The following is a 16,681-nucleotide window of genomic DNA, read 5'->3' on the forward strand; positions in this document are numbered from 1 at the left end:
GTCTCTGCCGCTCTTGCGGTCGCTGCAAGCCTCGCGGCCTCTGCCGCGCCCGGCAGCGGTGACGGGCCGATTTCCCATGGCCGGAACCCTGCATGAAACGTCCCCGACATACCCGCCGCGCCCTGCTGGCAGCGCTGTGCTTGATTCCCGTTGTCGCCATCAGCGCCTGGACCTTCATCCCCCCGGGCCGTGACCAGTTCGCCACCGTGCAGGTCAGCCGCGGCGATATAGAAAGCAGCGTCACCGCCCTGGGCACCTTGCAACCGCGACGTTATGTGGATGTCGGCGCCCAGGCCTCCGGGCAGATCCGCAAGATCCACGTCGAAGCCGGCGACACGGTGAAAGAAGGCCAGTTGCTGGTGGAAATCGACCCTTCCACCCAGCAGGCCAAGCTCGACGCCAGCCGTTTTTCCATCGAAAACCTGCAGGCGCAATTGCAGGAGCAGTACGCCCAGAACCAGCTGGCCCGGCAGAAATACCAGCGCCAGCGCAACCTCGCCGCCGGCGGCGCCACCCGCGAAGAAGACGTGCAGACCGCCCAGGCCGAACTCAAGGCCACCCAGGCGCGCATCGACATGTACAAGGCGCAGATCCGCCAGGCCCAGGCCAGCCTGCGCAGCGACCAGGCCGAGCTGGGCTACACGCGCATCTATGCGCCGATGTCCGGCACCGTGGTGGCGGTGGACGCCCGCGAAGGCCAGACCCTCAACGCCCAGCAGCAGACCCCGTTGATCCTGCGCATCGCCAAACTCTCGCCGATGACCGTCTGGGCCGAAGTCTCGGAAGCCGACATCGGCCACGTCAAACCCGGCATGCAGGCCTACTTCACCACCTTGAGCGGCGGCAACCGGCGCTGGACCAGCACCGTGCGGCAGATCCTGCCGATCCCGCCCAAGCCGCTGAACGAAACCAGCCAGGGCGGTGGCAGCCCCACCAGCACCAGCAAGAGCGGTAGCGGCCGGGTGGTGCTGTACACCGTGCTGCTGGACGTGGACAACGCCGACAACGCGCTGATGGCGGAAATGACCACCCAGGTGTTCTTTGTCGCCAACCAGGCGAAAAATGTCCTCACCGCGCCCATCGCCGCCCTGCAGGGCAGCAGCGAGCCGGACCAGCAGATTGCCCGGGTGGTGGCCAAGAACGGCTCGATCGACGAGCGCAAGGTCCGGGTCGGCATCAGCGACCGCCTGCGCATCCAGGTCCTGGACGGCTTGAACGAGGGCGAACACCTGCTGATCGGCCCGGCCAACAGCAGCGGGGGTTGAATGCAGACCCCGCTGATCGACCTCAGAGACATCCGCAAATCCTACGGCGGCGGTGACAGCCCGCAGGTCGACGTCCTGCGCGGCATCGACCTGTCGATCCACGCCGGGGAGTTCGTCGCCATCGTCGGCGCCTCGGGCTCCGGCAAGTCGACCCTGATGAACATCCTCGGCTGCCTGGACCGCCCGACGTCCGGTGAGTACCTGTTCGCCGGGGAGAACGTCGCCCAACTGGACAGCGACGAACTGGCCTGGCTGCGCCGCGAAGCCTTTGGCTTCGTGTTCCAGGGCTACCACCTGATCCCCTCGGCCTCGGCCCAGGAAAACGTCGAGATGCCGGCCATCTACGCTGGCACCCCGACCGCCGAACGCCACGCCCGCGCCGCCGCCCTGCTGGAGCGCCTGGGCCTGGCCAGCCGCAGCGGCAACCGCCCGCATCAACTGTCCGGCGGCCAGCAGCAACGGGTGTCCATCGCCCGCGCGCTGATGAACGGCGGCCACATCATCCTCGCCGACGAACCCACCGGCGCCCTGGACAGCCACAGCGGCGCCGAAGTCATGACCCTGCTGGACGAACTGGCCGGCCAGGGCCACGTGGTGATCCTCATCACCCACGACCGTGAAGTGGCGGCCCGGGCCAAGCGCATCATCGAGATCCGCGACGGCGAAATCATCAGCGACACCGCCCACCAGGACCCGTCGGTGCAACTGAGCGCCAACGCCGGGGCCCTGCAGGCGGTGGACCTGCGCCAGCGCCTGGCCGACGGCAGCGAAGCCAGCGGTGCCTGGAAAGGCGAACTGTTGGAAGCAGTGCAAGCCGCCTGGCGGGTGATGTGGATCAACCGCTTTCGCACCGCCCTGACCCTGCTGGGCATCGTCATCGGCGTGGCCTCGGTGGTGGTGATGCTGGCCGTGGGCGAAGGCAGCAAGCGCCAGGTGATGGCGCAGATGGGGGCGTTCGGCTCGAACATCCTGTATCTCAGTGGGCACACCCCCAACCCGCGCGCGCCGCAAGGCATCATCAGCCTCGACGACGTCGCCGCCGTGGCCACCCTGCCCCAGGTCAAGCGCATCATGCCGGTCAACGGCGCGGAAGCCGTGGTGCGCTTCGGCAACGCCGATCACATGAGCTACGTGGGCGGCAACGACACCCACTTCCCGCATATCTTCAACTGGCCGGTGGTCGAAGGCAGCTACTTCACCGAGGCCGACGAACGAGCCGGCGCCGCGGTCGCGGTGATCGGCAAGAAGGTCCGGGAAAAACTGCTCAAGGACGTCGCCAACCCCATCGGCCAGTACATCCTCATCGAGAACGCGCCCTTCCAGGTGGTCGGCGTGCTGATGGGCAAAGGCGCCAGCTCCGGCGACCAGGACAGCGACGATCGCATCGCCGTGCCCTACTCCGCCGCCAGCACCCGCCTGTTCGGCAGTCGCAATCCGGAGTACGTGGCCATCGCCGCGGCAGACGCCAGCAAGGTCGAGGAAACCGAGCAGGCCATCGACCAACTGATGCTGCGCCTGCACAACGGCAAGCGCGACTTTGAGCTGACCAACAACGCGGCGATGATCCAGGCCGAGGCCCGCACCCAGAACACCCTGTCGCTGATGCTCGGCGCCATTGCCGCGATCTCGCTGCTGGTGGGCGGCATCGGGGTGATGAACATCATGCTCATGACCGTGCGCGAACGGACCCGGGAGATCGGCATCCGCATGGCCACCGGTGCCCGCCAGCGCGACATCCTGCGCCAGTTCCTCACCGAGGCGGTGATGCTCTCGGTGGTCGGCGGCCTGACCGGCATCGCCCTGGCCCTGCTGATCGGCGGCGTGCTGATCCTCAGTGAAGTGGCAATCGCCTTCTCCCTGGTCGCCGTGCTCGGCGCCTTCGGCTGCGCCCTGGTCACCGGCGTCATCTTCGGCTTCATGCCGGCCCGCAAAGCTGCCCGGCTCGACCCGGTCACGGCCCTTACCAGTGAATGATCGATCGATGAAAGCACCCTTGACCCTTCTGGCCGCCTGCATCCTGCTGGCGGCCTGCAGCACCCCGGCGTCACGCCCGGACAGCGGCCTGCAAGCCCCCACCACCTGGCAAACAGCCGCCTCCCCCGCTGCCCAGGCCGACAGCCAGCAATGGTGGAGCCAGTTCGCCAGCGCGGACCTGGACCGCCTGATCGCCCAGGCCCGCGAGGGCAGCTTCGACCTCGCCGCGGCGGTGGCCCGGGTGCGCCAGGCCCAGGCCAGCGCGGTGATCGCCGGCGCGCCGCTGCTGCCCGAGCTCAAGGCCGGGCTCAACGCCAACCGGCAGAAACTGCTGCGCGGCAAGGGCTACAGCCAGCTGGACGCCACCCGCGACAACCAGGCCGTGGACTATTTCGACGCCAGCCTCAGCGCCAGCTACGAGATCGACTTCTGGGGCGGCCGCCACGCCGCCCGCGACAGCGCCCTGCTGGACGTCAAGGCCAGCGAGTTCGACCGGGCCACCGTCGAGCTGACCCTGCTCAGCGGCGTCGCCAACAGCTACACCCAGGCGCTGGCGCTGAACGAACAAAGCCGCATTGCCCGACTGAACCTGGACAACGCCCTGAACGTCCTCAAGCTGGTGCAGACCCGCTACGACTCAGGCTCGGCCACGGCCCTGGAACTGGCCCAGCAACGCAGCCTGGTCGCCGCCCAGCAACGCCAGTTGCCGCTGGTGCAGCAACAGGCCGAGGAAGCCCGGATCAGCCTCGCGGCCCTGCTCGGGCAACCCGTGCAAGCGCTCAGCCTGGGCCACCAGGATTTCGCCCAACTGCAATGGCCGAGCATCAACGCCGGCGTGCCCAGCGACCTGCTGAGCCGGCGCCCGGACATTGCTAGCGCCGAAGCCAGGCTGGCCGCGGCCCAGGCCGACGTCAAAGTGGCGCGTGCGGCCATGCTGCCCAGCGTGACCCTGAGCGCCAGCCTCGGCTCCGGCGCCAGCCACGCCCCGGACCTGCTGCGCAGCCCCTTCTACAACCTCGGCACCGGGCTGGTGGCGCCGATCTTCAACGCCGGGCGCCTGAGCGCCGAACGGGACAAGGCCACGGCCCGGCAAGAAGAACTGCTGGAAAGCTACCGCGCGGCGATCATCAATGGTTTTGCCGACGTGGAAAAAGCCCTCAACAGCATTCGCGGCCTGGACCAGCAACGCCAGTGGCAGAGCGAGGAATTGAACCAGGCGCAACGGGCCTTCGAGATCGCCCAGAACCGCTACCAGGCCGGCGCCGAAGACCTGCTGACGGTGCTCGATACCCAGCGCACCCTGTACGCCGCCCAGGATCAGCACGTGCAACTGCGGCTGGCGCGACTGCAATCGAGCATTGCCCTGTACAAGGCCCTGGGTGGCGGCTGGAATCAATGAATCACCAAAGGCTCGCATGGCCAGCGGTATCACCACTGGCCATCGTCGCAGCGACGGCCGGGGCCCTGATGACCTAGAATCGTGCGACCACCAACAGACGCGAGCAACACCCCCACCATGCCCATCGGAACCGAGCTGGACGCCTCCCGGGCAGACGTACTGTCGATGCTGAAAAGAGCATTCCCGAACGGAGTCAGCCCAACCGATTACCGCCCTCTTCTGGCAGCGCTATATGAACATCTGTCAGATCGAAACCTGGCGAATGTCATCTCACAGCTCACCCACAAGGACCCGGATCTGGTCCTCAACGAGATCTACGAGGCCGTGACCAGCAAGAAACCGAAAGCTCAGGAGATAGCACCACTAACTCGGCTCCTGAACCATCACGGAGCGTCTGAAACACTGGCCGACACCTGATGCCTCGCCCCTCAAGAAGACCAGGACAATGAACTTCAGTGAATTTGAACAACTGCTGAATGCCAAGAAGAACCTCCATCCGATCTGGTTTGAGCTCCCTGCGGACAGCGCCGCCACCGAGGAGGACATCACCGAGGCTCAAAATGACCTGGCGCTGCGACTTCCTGTCGAGTACCGCCAGTTCCTGCTGAAGCATGGGGGCGGCTACTTTGCCTTGGGAATCGTCTACTCACTGGACAGAGACAGCGATTTCAACCTGGCCAGAATCAATCGACAACACCCACTGATTGGCAAGTGTCATCTGTTGTTTTCAGAGAACGGCTGCGGCGACTTCTACGGATTCCGGATTGAAAATAACCAATGCCTGGCAGAGGTGTGCTTTTTTGATCATGAAACCCAAGCATGGCAGCAGACCGGATACCCAGAACTGTTCAGCTTCCTGGCCGAAGTGGCCCTTTCGATCTGAACACCCCTAGCAACGACCTCCAGACTCGAAGTTCACGATCAGTCCGGCGCCGCTACAGCAGCCGCTCCCTGACCTTCAAATGCCGCGCATACCAGGGCCGGCGCGGCACCTTGCGCAGCAGATCGGCGAGTTTTTTCTCGTCATCGATAAAGGTGATGCGCAGCGCCAGCTTCATGGTTTCCGGGTCCATCTCCACGGTCTTGCCGGTCTGCAATCCGGGGATGGTGCTGCAACCGTGGGTCAGCGGCCCCAGCCAGGGGTCGCCGGCCTCGACCCAGTGCCCCGGGGCGAACCAGGGCACGCCGTTGACTTCCAGGCGCTTGAGTTCACCGGGATGGAAACGCTCGTGAGCGCGGAACCAGTCCTCCAGGCGGTCGTCGATCCAGCCATGGAAACGCCAGAACACCGGGCTGACATGGGAAGAAAAAGGATCGCCGAGAAAGTCGTTTTCCGGCTGGTACCAGCGCGGTGAAAAATCCGCCGGATCGCGGGCCATGGGCACCGGCGCACCGCTGGAAGGATCGCGCGGCACCGAGGCCCAGCGCATGTGCAGCCAGTCGTGCAGGCCCAGTTCGATTTCCGAGCCGAACTGGCCCAGGGTCAGCTTCGCCAGGTAGCGCGGGTCGCGGTATTGCGATTCCCAGACCTGGAAGTTGCTGTGGTAGGTCTCGCCGGCCTTGATGTCGCTGACCCACTGGCTGTACTCGTCATCGTCGTGGGCCAGCCAGGTCGGCGGCAGGGAGCCGCCGTCATGGTTGTCGAAGTAGCGGGCGAACCCCAGGCGATCGCGCAGCAGTTCCGGCTGCGGCAAGGGGAAATGCTGCCAGGACGGCAGGTCTTGCATGGAGCGCGCGGTGCCGAGCATGTGCCGGTGCATGAAGAAGAAATCGATGCCCGAGCCATTGCGGTCCTTCTTCGGGCCGCGAGCATCGCGCTCCTGGCCCCGGGGGCCGGGCTGCCAGCCAATGCCGCGCAGGGCGTCGCGCTTGTCCTCGGACAGCCGGTGCCACTTGTCCCGGGTGGCGTGCCACAGCTGGTGGAACAGGCGGTGCTCGGGCGATACCAGCCAAGCCTGCAACCTCGGGTTCAGGCCAATGCGCTGGCGGGCTTCGGGAAACATCTGCTTGGTGGCGACAAAGCGGTTGTCCTGGGCGGGCAGCGCCAGGGGCCGGTCCAGGCGCTCGACGCGGCCGCTCAGGGTGCCGCTGCCGGCATTGGCGAAATCGGCCCAGACCTCATCCAGGCTCATCCTGAATTCATAGGCGGCGGCGCCGTCCACCGCCGATACCGGAACCAGGCGCCAGTACATTTCACCCGGCTGTGGGCTCACCAGGTCACCGACAACCCGGTAACGCGGCTCGGCCGCGCCGCGCAGGCCTTCGGCCGTGTCCAGGTAGCCGCGCAGGCCGCGACCGCGCTGGGCGATATCGAGGAACAGCTCCAGCGCCTGGCGCGGCAAGCCGTCGAGCCCGGCATCGGCACCTTCGAAGCGAATGCTCCAGACGCCCCGCAGCTGGTCCGCCAAGCGTTGCCCGGCGGTGTCCGCCAGGTCCACCGTGGCTTCGCCCGGGGTGATCGGGAATTCCTCACGCGTCAACTCGCGATGCACATAAAACGCCGCCGGCACGGCTGCGCCCGTCAGCGCCAAGCCCGCCATGAACCCTCGTCGAGAAATCGTCATTGCCCTACCTGTGTCAGCCCTGATGCAGGCCTTATCCAAGCTAGGACGTTTGTTGCCCAAGGAAATTTACCGCCCGCGCGGGACGGTTAAATTTCCCCCACCGTCGCTCGTTCCTCCCAGATAGCAAAGGCCCCTGTGCCTGCACCTTGACGGCGAACCCGACTGAGATGGCAATGACAAAACCACGTTCGAAGAAGGCTCTTTACATCGGCCTGCCGCTGGCCCTGGCGATTGGCGCCGGCGCCGGCTTCCTGGCCTGGGACTACGGGTTCAGGGACAACCCCGGCTACCCGATCAAGGTGATGAAGCAGGCCGAAGAACTGCAAGAACGCATCCTTTCCTTCGACAGCCACATCACCGTGCCCCTGGATTTCGGCAGCGCCGGCAACGAGGCCGACAAGGACGGCAGCGGCCAGTTCGACCTGGCCAAGGCCGGGCGCGGACGCCTGTCCGGCGCGGCCCTGACGATCTTCGGCTGGCCGGAAATCTGGAACGGGCCCAATGCCCCCCATCGCCCCACGGCGGGCTTTGTCGACGCCGCGCGCAACGAACAGGAAGCGCGCTACAAGATCCTCACCGGCATGGTCCGCGACTTCCCCAACCAGGTGGCCATCGCCCACACCCCGGAAGAGTTCCGCCGCCTCAACGGCGAGGGCAAGTTCGCGGTGTTCCTCAGCATGCTCAACGCCTACCCGCTGGGCACCGACCTCAACCAGCTCGATCACTGGGCCGCGCGCGGCATGCGCATGTTCGGCTTCAGCTACGTGGGCAACAACGCCTGGGCCGATTCCTCGCGCCCGCTGCCGTTCTTCAACGACACCCCGGATGCCCTGGGCGGCCTGTCCGACCTCGGCCAGCAGGCAGTGCACCGGCTCAATGACCTGGGGGTGATCATCGACGTCTCGCAGATGTCGACCCAGGCCCTGGAGCAGGTCAGCCAGCTCAGCCGCGCGCCCTTCGTCGCCTCGCACTCGGCGCCCCGGGCCCTGGTGGATATCCCGCGCAACCTCAGCGACAAGGAAATGCAGCTGATCAAGGACAGCGGCGGCGTGGTGCAGATCGTCGGCTTCCCCACCTACATCCGCCCCCTGAGCCAACCGACCCGGGACAAGCTCAACGCCTTGCGTGCGCGCTTCGACCTGCAGCCTCTGACCGGGCTGGAAATGGCCCTGATGCCGGGCGATGCCATCATCACCGTGTGGCCCGAGCAGCGCTTTGGCGAATACGCGGGCGAGCTGTACAGCATCGTCGAAGCGGAACCCAAGGCCACGCTCAAGGACTTCGGCGATGCCATCGACTACGCCGTGAAGAAGATCGGCATCGACCACGTCGGCATCAGTTCGGACTTCAACGACGGTGGCGGCCTGGACGGCTGGAAGGATGTCAGCGAGGGCCGCAACGTCACCGCCGAACTGCTGCAGCGCGGCTACAGCGAAGCGGACATCGCCAAGCTCTGGGGCGGCAACTTCCTGCGGGTCTGGGAACAGGTGCAGAAGTCCGCCAAGCCTGTGGCCAACCGCTGATCCTCCCCTTTTGCCAACCAGTGAAATGAGCTCATGACTGATCGCCGTACATTTCTCAAGCAGGCCGGCATCCTCGCCGCTAGCCTGCCTCTGGGCGCCAGTGCCCTGGCTGCATCCGGCCCCGAAGCCAGCACCCCGAGCCCCAAGCCCAGCGACAAATGGGCGCAACTGCGCCTGCTGTTCAACCAGGCCCCGGACTACCTGCACTTCTCCAACTTCCTGGTGACCTCGCACCCCAAGCCGGTACAGGCAGCCATCGACCGGCATCGCGCCAACATCGACCGCAACCCGGGGCTGGCCATGGACTGGGACCTGCAGGAACCCTGGAAGCGCGAGGCCGAAGTTCGCCAGTGGGCAGGCCGCTACCTGCAAGCCAAGCCCGGCCAGATCGCCCTCACCGGCAGCACCAGCGAAGGCCTGGCGATGATCTATGGCGGTATTCACGTGAGGCCCGATCAGGAGATCCTGACCACGGTGCACGAGCACTACGCCACCGAGTACAGCCTGGAATACCGGGTGCGCAAGCAAGGCACCCAGGTGCGCAAGATCAGCCTGTTCAAGGACCCGCACCGGGTGTCCAAGGATGAAATCCTGGACTCGATCAAGCGCAGCATCCGCCCCAATACCCGGGTCCTGGGCATGACCTGGGTGCAGTCGGGCAGCGGCGTGAAACTGCCGATCGGCGAGATCGGCCAGCTGGTGGAGGAACTCAACCGCCAGCGTGATGAGTCGCAACAGATTCTCTACGTGGTCGATGGCGTCCACGGCTTTGGCGTGGAAGACCTGAGCTTCCCCGACATGCACTGCGACTTCTTCATCGCCGGCACCCACAAGTGGATGTTCGGCCCCCGCGGCACCGGGATCATCTGTGCCCGCTCCGAGGAACTGAAGAACGTCACCCCCAGCGTGCCGACCTTTTCCGAGGACAACAATTTCGGCACCAGCATGACCCCCGGCGGCTACCACGCCTTTGAACACCGCTGGGCCCTGGATGAGGCCTTCAAGCTGCACTTGCAGCTGGGCAAGGCCCAGGTCCAGGCGCGCATCCACACCCTCAACAGCTACCTCAAGCAACGCCTGCAGGAGCTGCCTCACGTCGAGCTGGTCACCCCCCTGAGCCCCGAGCTGTCGGCGGGCTTCACCTTCTTCCGGGTCAAGAGCCAGGACTGCGACAAGGTCGCCGCCTACCTGATGGCCAATCGAGTGGTGGTCGATGCCGTGGATCGGGATGTCGGCCCAGTGATCCGTACCGCCCCTGGCCTGCTCAACGACGAACAACAGATCGATCGCTTCATGGACCTGCTGCGAAAAAAGATCTGAAACCGCACCTCCTTGCGCCCTGCGTCACTTTTAAAAAGAGAGTCACGATGAAACAGCATTCACTGAACACCGCCCACCGCCCGCCCCTGGCCAGCCTCTCGCTGGCCCTGCTGTTGAGCCTGTTCCTGCCGGCCGCCGCCCAGGCCGCCGCCTCGCCCCAGCCGGGCAAAGTGTTCAAGGACTGCAAGGATTGCCCGGAAATGGTGGTGCTGCCCGCAGGCACCTTCACCATGGGCACCCCCGCTGACGAGGTCGGCCGCCAGGAGGACGAAGGTCCGATGCATCCAGTGACCTTCGCCAAGCCATTCGCCATCGGGCGCTTCCAGGTACTGGCCGGCGAATGGGCGACCTACCTGAGGGAAACCGGTTACCGCATGCCCGACGGCGACACCCGCCCCGGCCGCGAATGCAAGGCCGGCAAACCCCGCTACGACGTCGGCCCGCGCCAACCGGCGGTGTGCATGGACTTCAACGAAGCCCAGGCCTACACCGCCTGGCTGTCCAAGCGCACCGGCCAGCATTACTTCATCGTCAGCGAAGCCATGCGCGAATACGCGGCCCGCGCCGGCAGCACCGGCCCCTTCCCTTTCCCTTTCGACGAGGGCAAGGAGTACAGCATCGCCAAACACGCCAACACCTACGGACCGGAAGATGGCTTCAGCTTCACTTCGCCCGCCGGTTCCTTCCCCCCCAACGCCTTCGGCGTCTATGACATGCACGGCAATGTCTACGAGTTCACCCCCGATTGCTGGCACGACAGCTATGTCGGCGCCCCCACCGATGGCAGCGCCTGGACCGAGCCCAACTGCAGCGTCCTGCAGATGCGGGGCAACGATTGGACCGAAGCACCGATTTTTTCCCGCTCAGGCAACCGCAACAACATCTACCCCACTGATCGCGGCGACTGGCTGGGGTTCCGGGTTGCCCGCGACCTTTGACCCTCCCCTACATCGCCTGACGGAGACACACCATGAAAGCAGCTTTGTTTACCCTGTCGCTGAACGACGGTTCCACCGCCAGCGTGCATGAGGCCGAAGAGAACCAGGGCAGCCTGCATACCGAGGGCTTCGCGGCGCTGACCTTTCGCAGCGACGGCGAACTGATCGAGATCACCGGCGAGGTTGCGCCCAACTACCCCGCCAGCGCACTGCTGGCCTTGCTGGGCGGGCATTTCTGCTACAAGAAAAAGTCCGCCCAGGTGCGCGTACGCCTGCGTGCCAGCCGCGACTTTGCGGTGTCGGCCATCCGCCAAGGGGTCTTTGACACCTTGCTCTCCGCCGATGCCCACCAGGTGGAACTGCAGTGCCGGCGCAGCACCTTCTGGCAGCACCCACTGCCCTGGCTCAGCGCTCCGGCCAGCGTCCACACCGCGCCCTTCTACCAGTTCAGCGGCGAAAAACGTCACCCACAACGCCCGCCGCTGCCCCAGGGCGAGGTCTACCGCCGTCGTCTGCCGGGGCTGAACACCGAGTTCAGCCTGCGCACCATCGACCCGGATTGCGACCTGCAAGCCTTCAATCGCTGGATGAACCTGGAGCACGTTGCGTTCTTCTGGGAGCAGGCAGGAAGCCTCGACGAGCACGCCGCCTACCTGCAGGACATGCTCGCCGACCCGCGCGTCCACCCGCTGATCGGCTGCTACGACGACGAGCCCTTCGCCTACTTCGAAGTCTACTGGTGCAAGGAAGACCGCATCGCCCCTTACTACGATGTGCACGACCATGACCGCGGCTGGCACGTGGTCGTGGGCGAGAACAAGCACCAGGGCATCGGCAAGCTCAAGGGCTGGTTCAATTCGCTGATGCACTACATGTTCCTGGACGATCCACGCACCCAGCGCATCCTCGGCGAGCCACGCATCGACCATGACCGGCAGATCGACTTCCTCAAGTCCCAGGGTTTCGGCCACTTGAAAGACATCCAGTTGGCCCACAAGAAAGCCGCCCTGCTGCGCCTGGAACGCGAGTTCTTCTTCGATCGGCCACTGTGAGCTGATCAAGCGGTCGCTGCAGCCCCCCTGCAGCGACCGGCGCACGGCGCGACGCACGGCCTGCGCTAAATCCCCCCAGCGCCACTTCGTCTTCTCTGCAACGGTCTTGAATCAAGCCCCGCCCCGAGCGCGACAGCCTCCTCAAGCCCGCACTGAAGCGGATGGCACTGCACGCCGCGCAGCGCTGTGCACCCCGGACCATTGCCCGTATTTCGATCTATTCCAGAGGAAACGCACCAGATGAACCCGACGGCTGCACCCCGGCCCCCACGCCCCAACGCAAACCGCCTCTCACCCGCCCTTATCCGTGCTTGAACCAGGAGTCATCATGAACAGCCCTCCGCGTAGCCGCAGCGCCATCCGTGACCTGCTGGGCCTGCTCAAACCTTTCTGGCCCACCGTGGCCGTATCGATCGTGCTGGGCATCATCGGCGGCCTGAGCATCACCGTCCTGCTGGCGACCATCAACCAGGCCCTGAACGGCGCCGACGGCCTCAGCCGCGGCGTGGTCCTGAGCTTCGCCGGGCTGTGCCTGCTGGCGCTGCTGTGTTCGATTCTGTCGGACATCGGCAGCAACTACGTCGGCCAGCACATCATCAGCAAGCTGCGCAAAGACCTGGGGGAAAAAGTCCTCAGCGCGCCCATCGAGCAGATCGAACGCTATCGCAGCCATCGCCTGATCCCGGTACTGACCCACGACATCGACACCATCAGCGACTTCGCCTTCGCCTTCGCGCCACTGGCCATTTCCCTGACCGTGACCCTGGGCTGCCTGGGTTACCTGGCCCTGCTCTCATGGCCGATGTTCCTGCTGATGCTGGTGGCCATCGTGATTGGCTGCAGCGTGCAGTTTGTCGCGCAGACCAAGGGCATCAAGGGGTTCATGGACGCCCGGGACGAAGAGGACAACCTGCAGAAGCACTACAACGCCATTGCCGACGGCGCCAAGGAACTGCGCATCCACCGGCCGCGACGCAACCGCATGTTCAACCAGCGAATCAAGCACAGCGCCGAGCACATCTGTAACAAACAGATCGAGTCGGTGAACATTTTCATCGTCGCCAAGACCTTCGGCTCCATGCTGTTTTTCGTGGTCATCGGCCTGGCCCTGGCCTTGCAGTCCTTCTGGCCCAACAACGACCGCGCAGTGATGAGCGGTTTCGTCCTGGTGCTGCTGTACATGAAGGGCCCCCTGGAGCTGCTGATCGGCAACCTGCCGATTGTCAGTCGCGCGCAGGTGGCCTTCCGCCGGATCGCCGAGCTGTCCGAGCGCTTCTCCTCACCCGAACCCCACCTGCTGCTCAGTGAGACCGCGAGCCAACCCCAGGTGGTGCACAGCCTGGAGTTGCACGATGTGCGCTACGCCTTCCCTGCCGTGGAAGGCAGTGCGCCCTTTGCCCTGGGTCCGGTGAACCTGCGGATCAACCAGGGCGACATCGTCTTCATCGTCGGTGAGAACGGCTGCGGCAAAACCACCCTGATCAAGCTGCTGCTGGGCCTGTACCGGCCCCAGGAAGGCGAGATCCGCCTCAACGGCAGCGCCGTCACCGCCCAGACCCGCGATGACTACCGGCAACTGTTCACCACCATCTTCGCCGACTACTACCTGTTCGATGACCTGGTCCAGGGTGGCGAACAACTGCCCGAAGACGCCGAACAGTACCTGCGGCGCCTGGAAATCGGGCACAAGGTGAGCATCCGCGACGGGGCCTTCACCACCACCGACCTGTCCACCGGGCAACGCAAGCGACTGGCGCTGGTCAACGCCTGGATCGAGGAACGCCCGGTGCTGGTGTTCGACGAATGGGCCGCCGACCAGGACCCGACCTTCCGGCGCATTTTCTACACCGAGTTGCTGCCGGACCTCAAACGCATGGGCAAGACCATCATCGTCATCTCCCACGACGACCGTTATTTCGACATTGCCGACCAGTTGGTGCGCATGGAGGCGGGCAAGGTCAGCTGTGAACTAGAACCGGCTTGATTTTTACGTATCGGCTTTCCGGTTTTCGGGAAGCCGAACGTCTCATAACAAGTTTGAGAAACATTCACATTTAGAACGAATTCCCATTGCCGCTTAATAAGAGCAAATGAACATGCCAGCACCTCTTGGACTCACCCCCCTTAAAAAAGCCCTGCTCATGCGTCATGCGCTGCGGCCAAGCTTGCGTCCGTACCTGCTGGGGGCCGTATTGGCACTGCCTTGCGCCGCCCAGGTACAAGCCCAGCAAGCCAACTTCGATATTCCCGCACAGTCCCTGGGCAGCGCCCTGCAGATGTTCGGCCAGCAAGCCGACCTGCAAGTGCTCTACAACCAGGACAGCGTCCAGGGCAAGCGCAGCACGGCGATCAAGGGTTCCTTGCAACCCGATCAGGCCCTGGGGCAACTGCTGCAGGGAACCGGGGTGACCTACCAGCGCCAAGGCAACACGGTGACCCTGGGGCAAAGCGGCGGGGCCATGCAATTGGGGACCATGAACATTTCCACTCAGGGGCTGGGGAGCACCACTGAGGGAACCGGTTCCTACACCACCGGGCAAAGCAACTCGGCCACTCGCCTGGACCTGTCCCTGCGTGAAACGCCGCAGTCGGTGAGCGTCATCACCCGCCAGCAGATGGATGACCAAGGGTTGACCGAACTGGCCCACGTCATGCAGCAGACCCCCGGGATCACGGTCAACCGCGAGAGCTCCGAAGGCTATGTGTATTACTCGCGGGGCTTTGAAATCCAGAACTTCCAGTACGACGGCGTTCCCAGCCTGGGCACCGACGGCGGCAACATCCGCGACAACTACAGCATCGGCAACACCCTGATCTACGACCGCATCGAAGTGCTCAAGGGCGCCACCGGCCTGGTCAACGGCATCGGCTATCCGTCCGGGGTGATCAACATGGTGCGCAAGCGTCCAACCCGGGACTTCCAGGGCCACGTCGCGGCCGGCGCCGGCTCCTGGGACCGCTACACCAGCGAAGTGGACGTCTCCGGCCCGCTGGTGGAAGGCGGTGCAATACGCGGGCGGATGGTCGCCGGGACCGGCAAGCGCAACAGCTTCATCGACTATCAGAAAGGTGAGCAGAATGTCTTCTACGGCATTCTCGAAGGCGACCTGAGCGATTCCACCACCCTCAGCGTCGGCTACGACTACCAGAAGAACAACAACGACGCCACGACCAACACCAGCTTGCCGGTGTTCTACAAGAACGGTAATCGGATCAAGTTTTCCCGTTCGACCAACCCGGCGGACAAATTCGCCTACCGCAACCAGGAAACCCAGCACGCCTTTGTCGGCCTCGATCACCAGTTCGACAACGACTGGACCTTCAAGGCGACGGTCAATACGCGCAAGTACACCTCGCGGGAAATCATCGCCGGCATGTCCAGCGAGCACGTCAATCTGGACAACAGCCAGGACTATGGCTACCTGCCACCGGGCGGCGTGGCCAACTTCGGCTCCGACAGCGACGAGAAGTCCTTCGATGCCTATGCCAAGGGCCCGTTCTCACTGTTTGGGCGCACCCATGAACTGGTGCTTGGCTACAACTATTCCCATGCCACCACCCGTTCCAAGCGTATTGACGGCAGCACCACCAAAGTCATCGACGACGTGCTGAACTGGAACAACAGCATGCCCTACCCGACCGACTGGGCGTGGTGGTCGACCTTCGACATCAAGAGCACCCAGAAAGTCTCCTACGCGGCGGTGATCCTCAAGCCCACCGACGCCCTGAACTTCATACTTGGCGCCCGGGTCACCGACTACGACTGGCAGATCGATCGGGTCAACGCCCTGCGTCAACTGCCGCGCATCTCCACCACCAACTCCGGGGAAGTCATTCCCTATGCCGGCGTCACCTATGACCTGGACGACTACCACACGGTCTATGCCAGCTACACCGACATCTTCAAGCCGCAGCCCTACAGCCTGGATGTCAGCGGCAAGTCCCTGGAGCCGCTGACCGGGCAGAGCTACGAAGTGGGGATCAAGGGTGAGTACTTCGACCGTCGCCTGAACGCCAGCCTGGCGCTGTTCCAGCTCAAGCAGGACAACCTTGGCGAGAATACTGGCGTGATGGGCGTTGACGGCTTCGAGGCCATGCGCGCGATCAAGGGCGCCACCACCAACGGCATCGAACTGGAAATGGCCGGTGAAGTGCTGCCGGACTGGAACGTCAATGCCGGCTACGTCTACCAGGAGTCCTACGACGCCAAGAACAAGCGCGTGGCCACCACCCAGCCACAGCACCTGTTCAAGGTGGCCACCACCTATCGCCTGCCTGCCGAACTGAACAAAGTCACCGTGGGCGGCAACATGCAATGGCAGAGCTCGACTTCCTTCGTCGATAACAGCTTCGTCGATGCCGCCTACAACCAGCTGCCCAGCCACAAATTCACCCGTGCCAGCTACGCCGTGGTGGGCCTGATGAGCAGCTATGACTTCAACCAGAACCTCAAGGCCACGGTCAACCTGAACAACGTCTTCGATCGGACCTACTACAGCGGTATCGGCACTTACAACTCGATCTACTACGGCGACCCGCGCAACGTCATGTTCAACGTCAAATACAGCTTCTGATTCCACTCCGAGCTGACCCCTTCCCCGCTCCGGTCAGCCCGGCGCGGGGATTTTTTTTGCGCGCCACTTGAG

12 protein-coding genes are annotated in these 16,681 nt (G+C 64.4%); 11 read left to right on the forward strand and 1 reads right to left on the reverse strand.

The features are described 5' to 3' along the window. Positions 1–92 precede the first annotated feature (92 nt). The 5 genes from LXM55_RS21410 (at position 93) to LXM55_RS21430 (ending at position 5,521) form a co-directional block, all read left to right on the forward strand. Complete coding sequence (locus tag LXM55_RS21410) at positions 93–1,265, forward strand: efflux RND transporter periplasmic adaptor subunit (RefSeq protein WP_233322212.1); 1,173 nt, start codon at positions 93–95, stop codon at positions 1,263–1,265. After that, positions 1,266–3,239 (forward strand): MacB family efflux pump subunit, encoded by a 1,974-nt coding sequence (locus tag LXM55_RS21415; protein ID WP_233322213.1) that lies wholly within the window; start codon positions 1,266–1,268, stop codon positions 3,237–3,239. 7 nt (positions 3,240–3,246) lie between these two features. Continuing rightward, positions 3,247–4,638: an efflux transporter outer membrane subunit gene (locus LXM55_RS21420; protein WP_233322214.1), complete on the forward strand. Its 1,392-nt coding sequence runs from the start codon at positions 3,247–3,249 to the stop codon at positions 4,636–4,638. Positions 4,639–4,755: 117 nt separating this feature from the next. Beyond that, positions 4,756–5,055 (forward strand): DUF3349 domain-containing protein, encoded by a 300-nt coding sequence (locus tag LXM55_RS21425; protein WP_233322215.1) that lies wholly within the window; start codon positions 4,756–4,758, stop codon positions 5,053–5,055. 28 nt (positions 5,056–5,083) lie between these two features. After that, on the forward strand, positions 5,084–5,521 hold the full coding sequence (locus tag LXM55_RS21430; RefSeq protein ID WP_233322216.1) for an SMI1/KNR4 family protein: 438 nt from the start codon (positions 5,084–5,086) through the stop codon (positions 5,519–5,521). Between the two features lie 52 nt (positions 5,522–5,573). Here LXM55_RS21430 and pvdP read toward each other — a convergent pair whose 3' ends face one another. After that, complete coding sequence (gene pvdP / locus LXM55_RS21435; RefSeq protein WP_233322217.1) at positions 5,574–7,202, reverse strand: pyoverdine maturation tyrosinase PvdP; 1,629 nt, start codon at positions 7,200–7,202, stop codon at positions 5,574–5,576. Positions 7,203–7,375: 173 nt separating this feature from the next. Between pvdP and pvdM the strand changes: the two genes are divergently transcribed. The 6 genes from pvdM (at position 7,376) to LXM55_RS21465 (ending at position 16,609) form a co-directional block, all read left to right on the forward strand. Beyond that, entirely contained in the window at positions 7,376–8,725 is a 1,350-nt protein-coding gene (gene pvdM, locus LXM55_RS21440) for a pyoverdine-tailoring dipeptidase-like protein PvdM (RefSeq protein WP_233322218.1), read from the forward strand. A 33-nt stretch (positions 8,726–8,758) separates the two neighbouring features. Further along, the gene (gene pvdN, locus LXM55_RS21445) at positions 8,759–10,045 is read left to right on the forward strand and encodes a pyoverdine-tailoring periplasmic protein PvdN (protein ID WP_233322219.1); all 1,287 of its coding nucleotides are present in this window, start codon (positions 8,759–8,761) and stop codon (positions 10,043–10,045) included. A 47-nt stretch (positions 10,046–10,092) separates the two neighbouring features. Beyond that, on the forward strand, positions 10,093–10,983 hold the full coding sequence (gene pvdO / locus LXM55_RS21450) for a dihydropyoverdine dehydrogenase (RefSeq protein WP_233322220.1): 891 nt from the start codon (positions 10,093–10,095) through the stop codon (positions 10,981–10,983). Between the two features lie 32 nt (positions 10,984–11,015). Next, positions 11,016–12,035: a GNAT family N-acetyltransferase gene (locus LXM55_RS21455; RefSeq protein ID WP_233322221.1), complete on the forward strand. Its 1,020-nt coding sequence runs from the start codon at positions 11,016–11,018 to the stop codon at positions 12,033–12,035. A 328-nt stretch (positions 12,036–12,363) separates the two neighbouring features. Continuing rightward, the gene (locus LXM55_RS21460; protein WP_233322222.1) at positions 12,364–14,019 is read left to right on the forward strand and encodes a cyclic peptide export ABC transporter; all 1,656 of its coding nucleotides are present in this window, start codon (positions 12,364–12,366) and stop codon (positions 14,017–14,019) included. Positions 14,020–14,176: 157 nt separating this feature from the next. Then, on the forward strand, positions 14,177–16,609 hold the full coding sequence (locus LXM55_RS21465; protein ID WP_233322223.1) for a TonB-dependent siderophore receptor: 2,433 nt from the start codon (positions 14,177–14,179) through the stop codon (positions 16,607–16,609). Positions 16,610–16,681 lie beyond the last annotated feature (72 nt).

The organism is Pseudomonas sp. Au-Pse12 (genome assembly GCF_021341665.1).
GTDB lineage: Bacteria > Pseudomonadota > Gammaproteobacteria > Pseudomonadales > Pseudomonadaceae > Aquipseudomonas.

Coding starts and splice junctions, on each gene's coding strand:
- pvdO (WP_233322220.1), top strand. CDS start 10,093: ATGAAACAGCATTCACTGAACACCGCCCACCGCCCGCCCCTGGCCAGC.
- LXM55_RS21410 (WP_233322212.1), top strand. CDS start 93: ATGAAACGTCCCCGACATACCCGCCGCGCCCTGCTGGCAGCGCTGTGC.
- pvdN (WP_233322219.1), top strand. CDS start 8,759: ATGACTGATCGCCGTACATTTCTCAAGCAGGCCGGCATCCTCGCCGCT.
- LXM55_RS21425 (WP_233322215.1), top strand. CDS start 4,756: ATGCCCATCGGAACCGAGCTGGACGCCTCCCGGGCAGACGTACTGTCG.
- LXM55_RS21460 (WP_233322222.1), top strand. CDS start 12,364: ATGAACAGCCCTCCGCGTAGCCGCAGCGCCATCCGTGACCTGCTGGGC.
- pvdM (WP_233322218.1), top strand. CDS start 7,376: ATGACAAAACCACGTTCGAAGAAGGCTCTTTACATCGGCCTGCCGCTG.
- LXM55_RS21415 (WP_233322213.1), top strand. CDS start 1,266: ATGCAGACCCCGCTGATCGACCTCAGAGACATCCGCAAATCCTACGGC.
- LXM55_RS21455 (WP_233322221.1), top strand. CDS start 11,016: ATGAAAGCAGCTTTGTTTACCCTGTCGCTGAACGACGGTTCCACCGCC.
- pvdP (WP_233322217.1), bottom strand. CDS start 7,202: ATGACGATTTCTCGACGAGGGTTCATGGCGGGCTTGGCGCTGACGGGC.
- LXM55_RS21420 (WP_233322214.1), top strand. CDS start 3,247: ATGAAAGCACCCTTGACCCTTCTGGCCGCCTGCATCCTGCTGGCGGCC.
- LXM55_RS21430 (WP_233322216.1), top strand. CDS start 5,084: ATGAACTTCAGTGAATTTGAACAACTGCTGAATGCCAAGAAGAACCTC.
- LXM55_RS21465 (WP_233322223.1), top strand. CDS start 14,177: ATGCGTCATGCGCTGCGGCCAAGCTTGCGTCCGTACCTGCTGGGGGCC.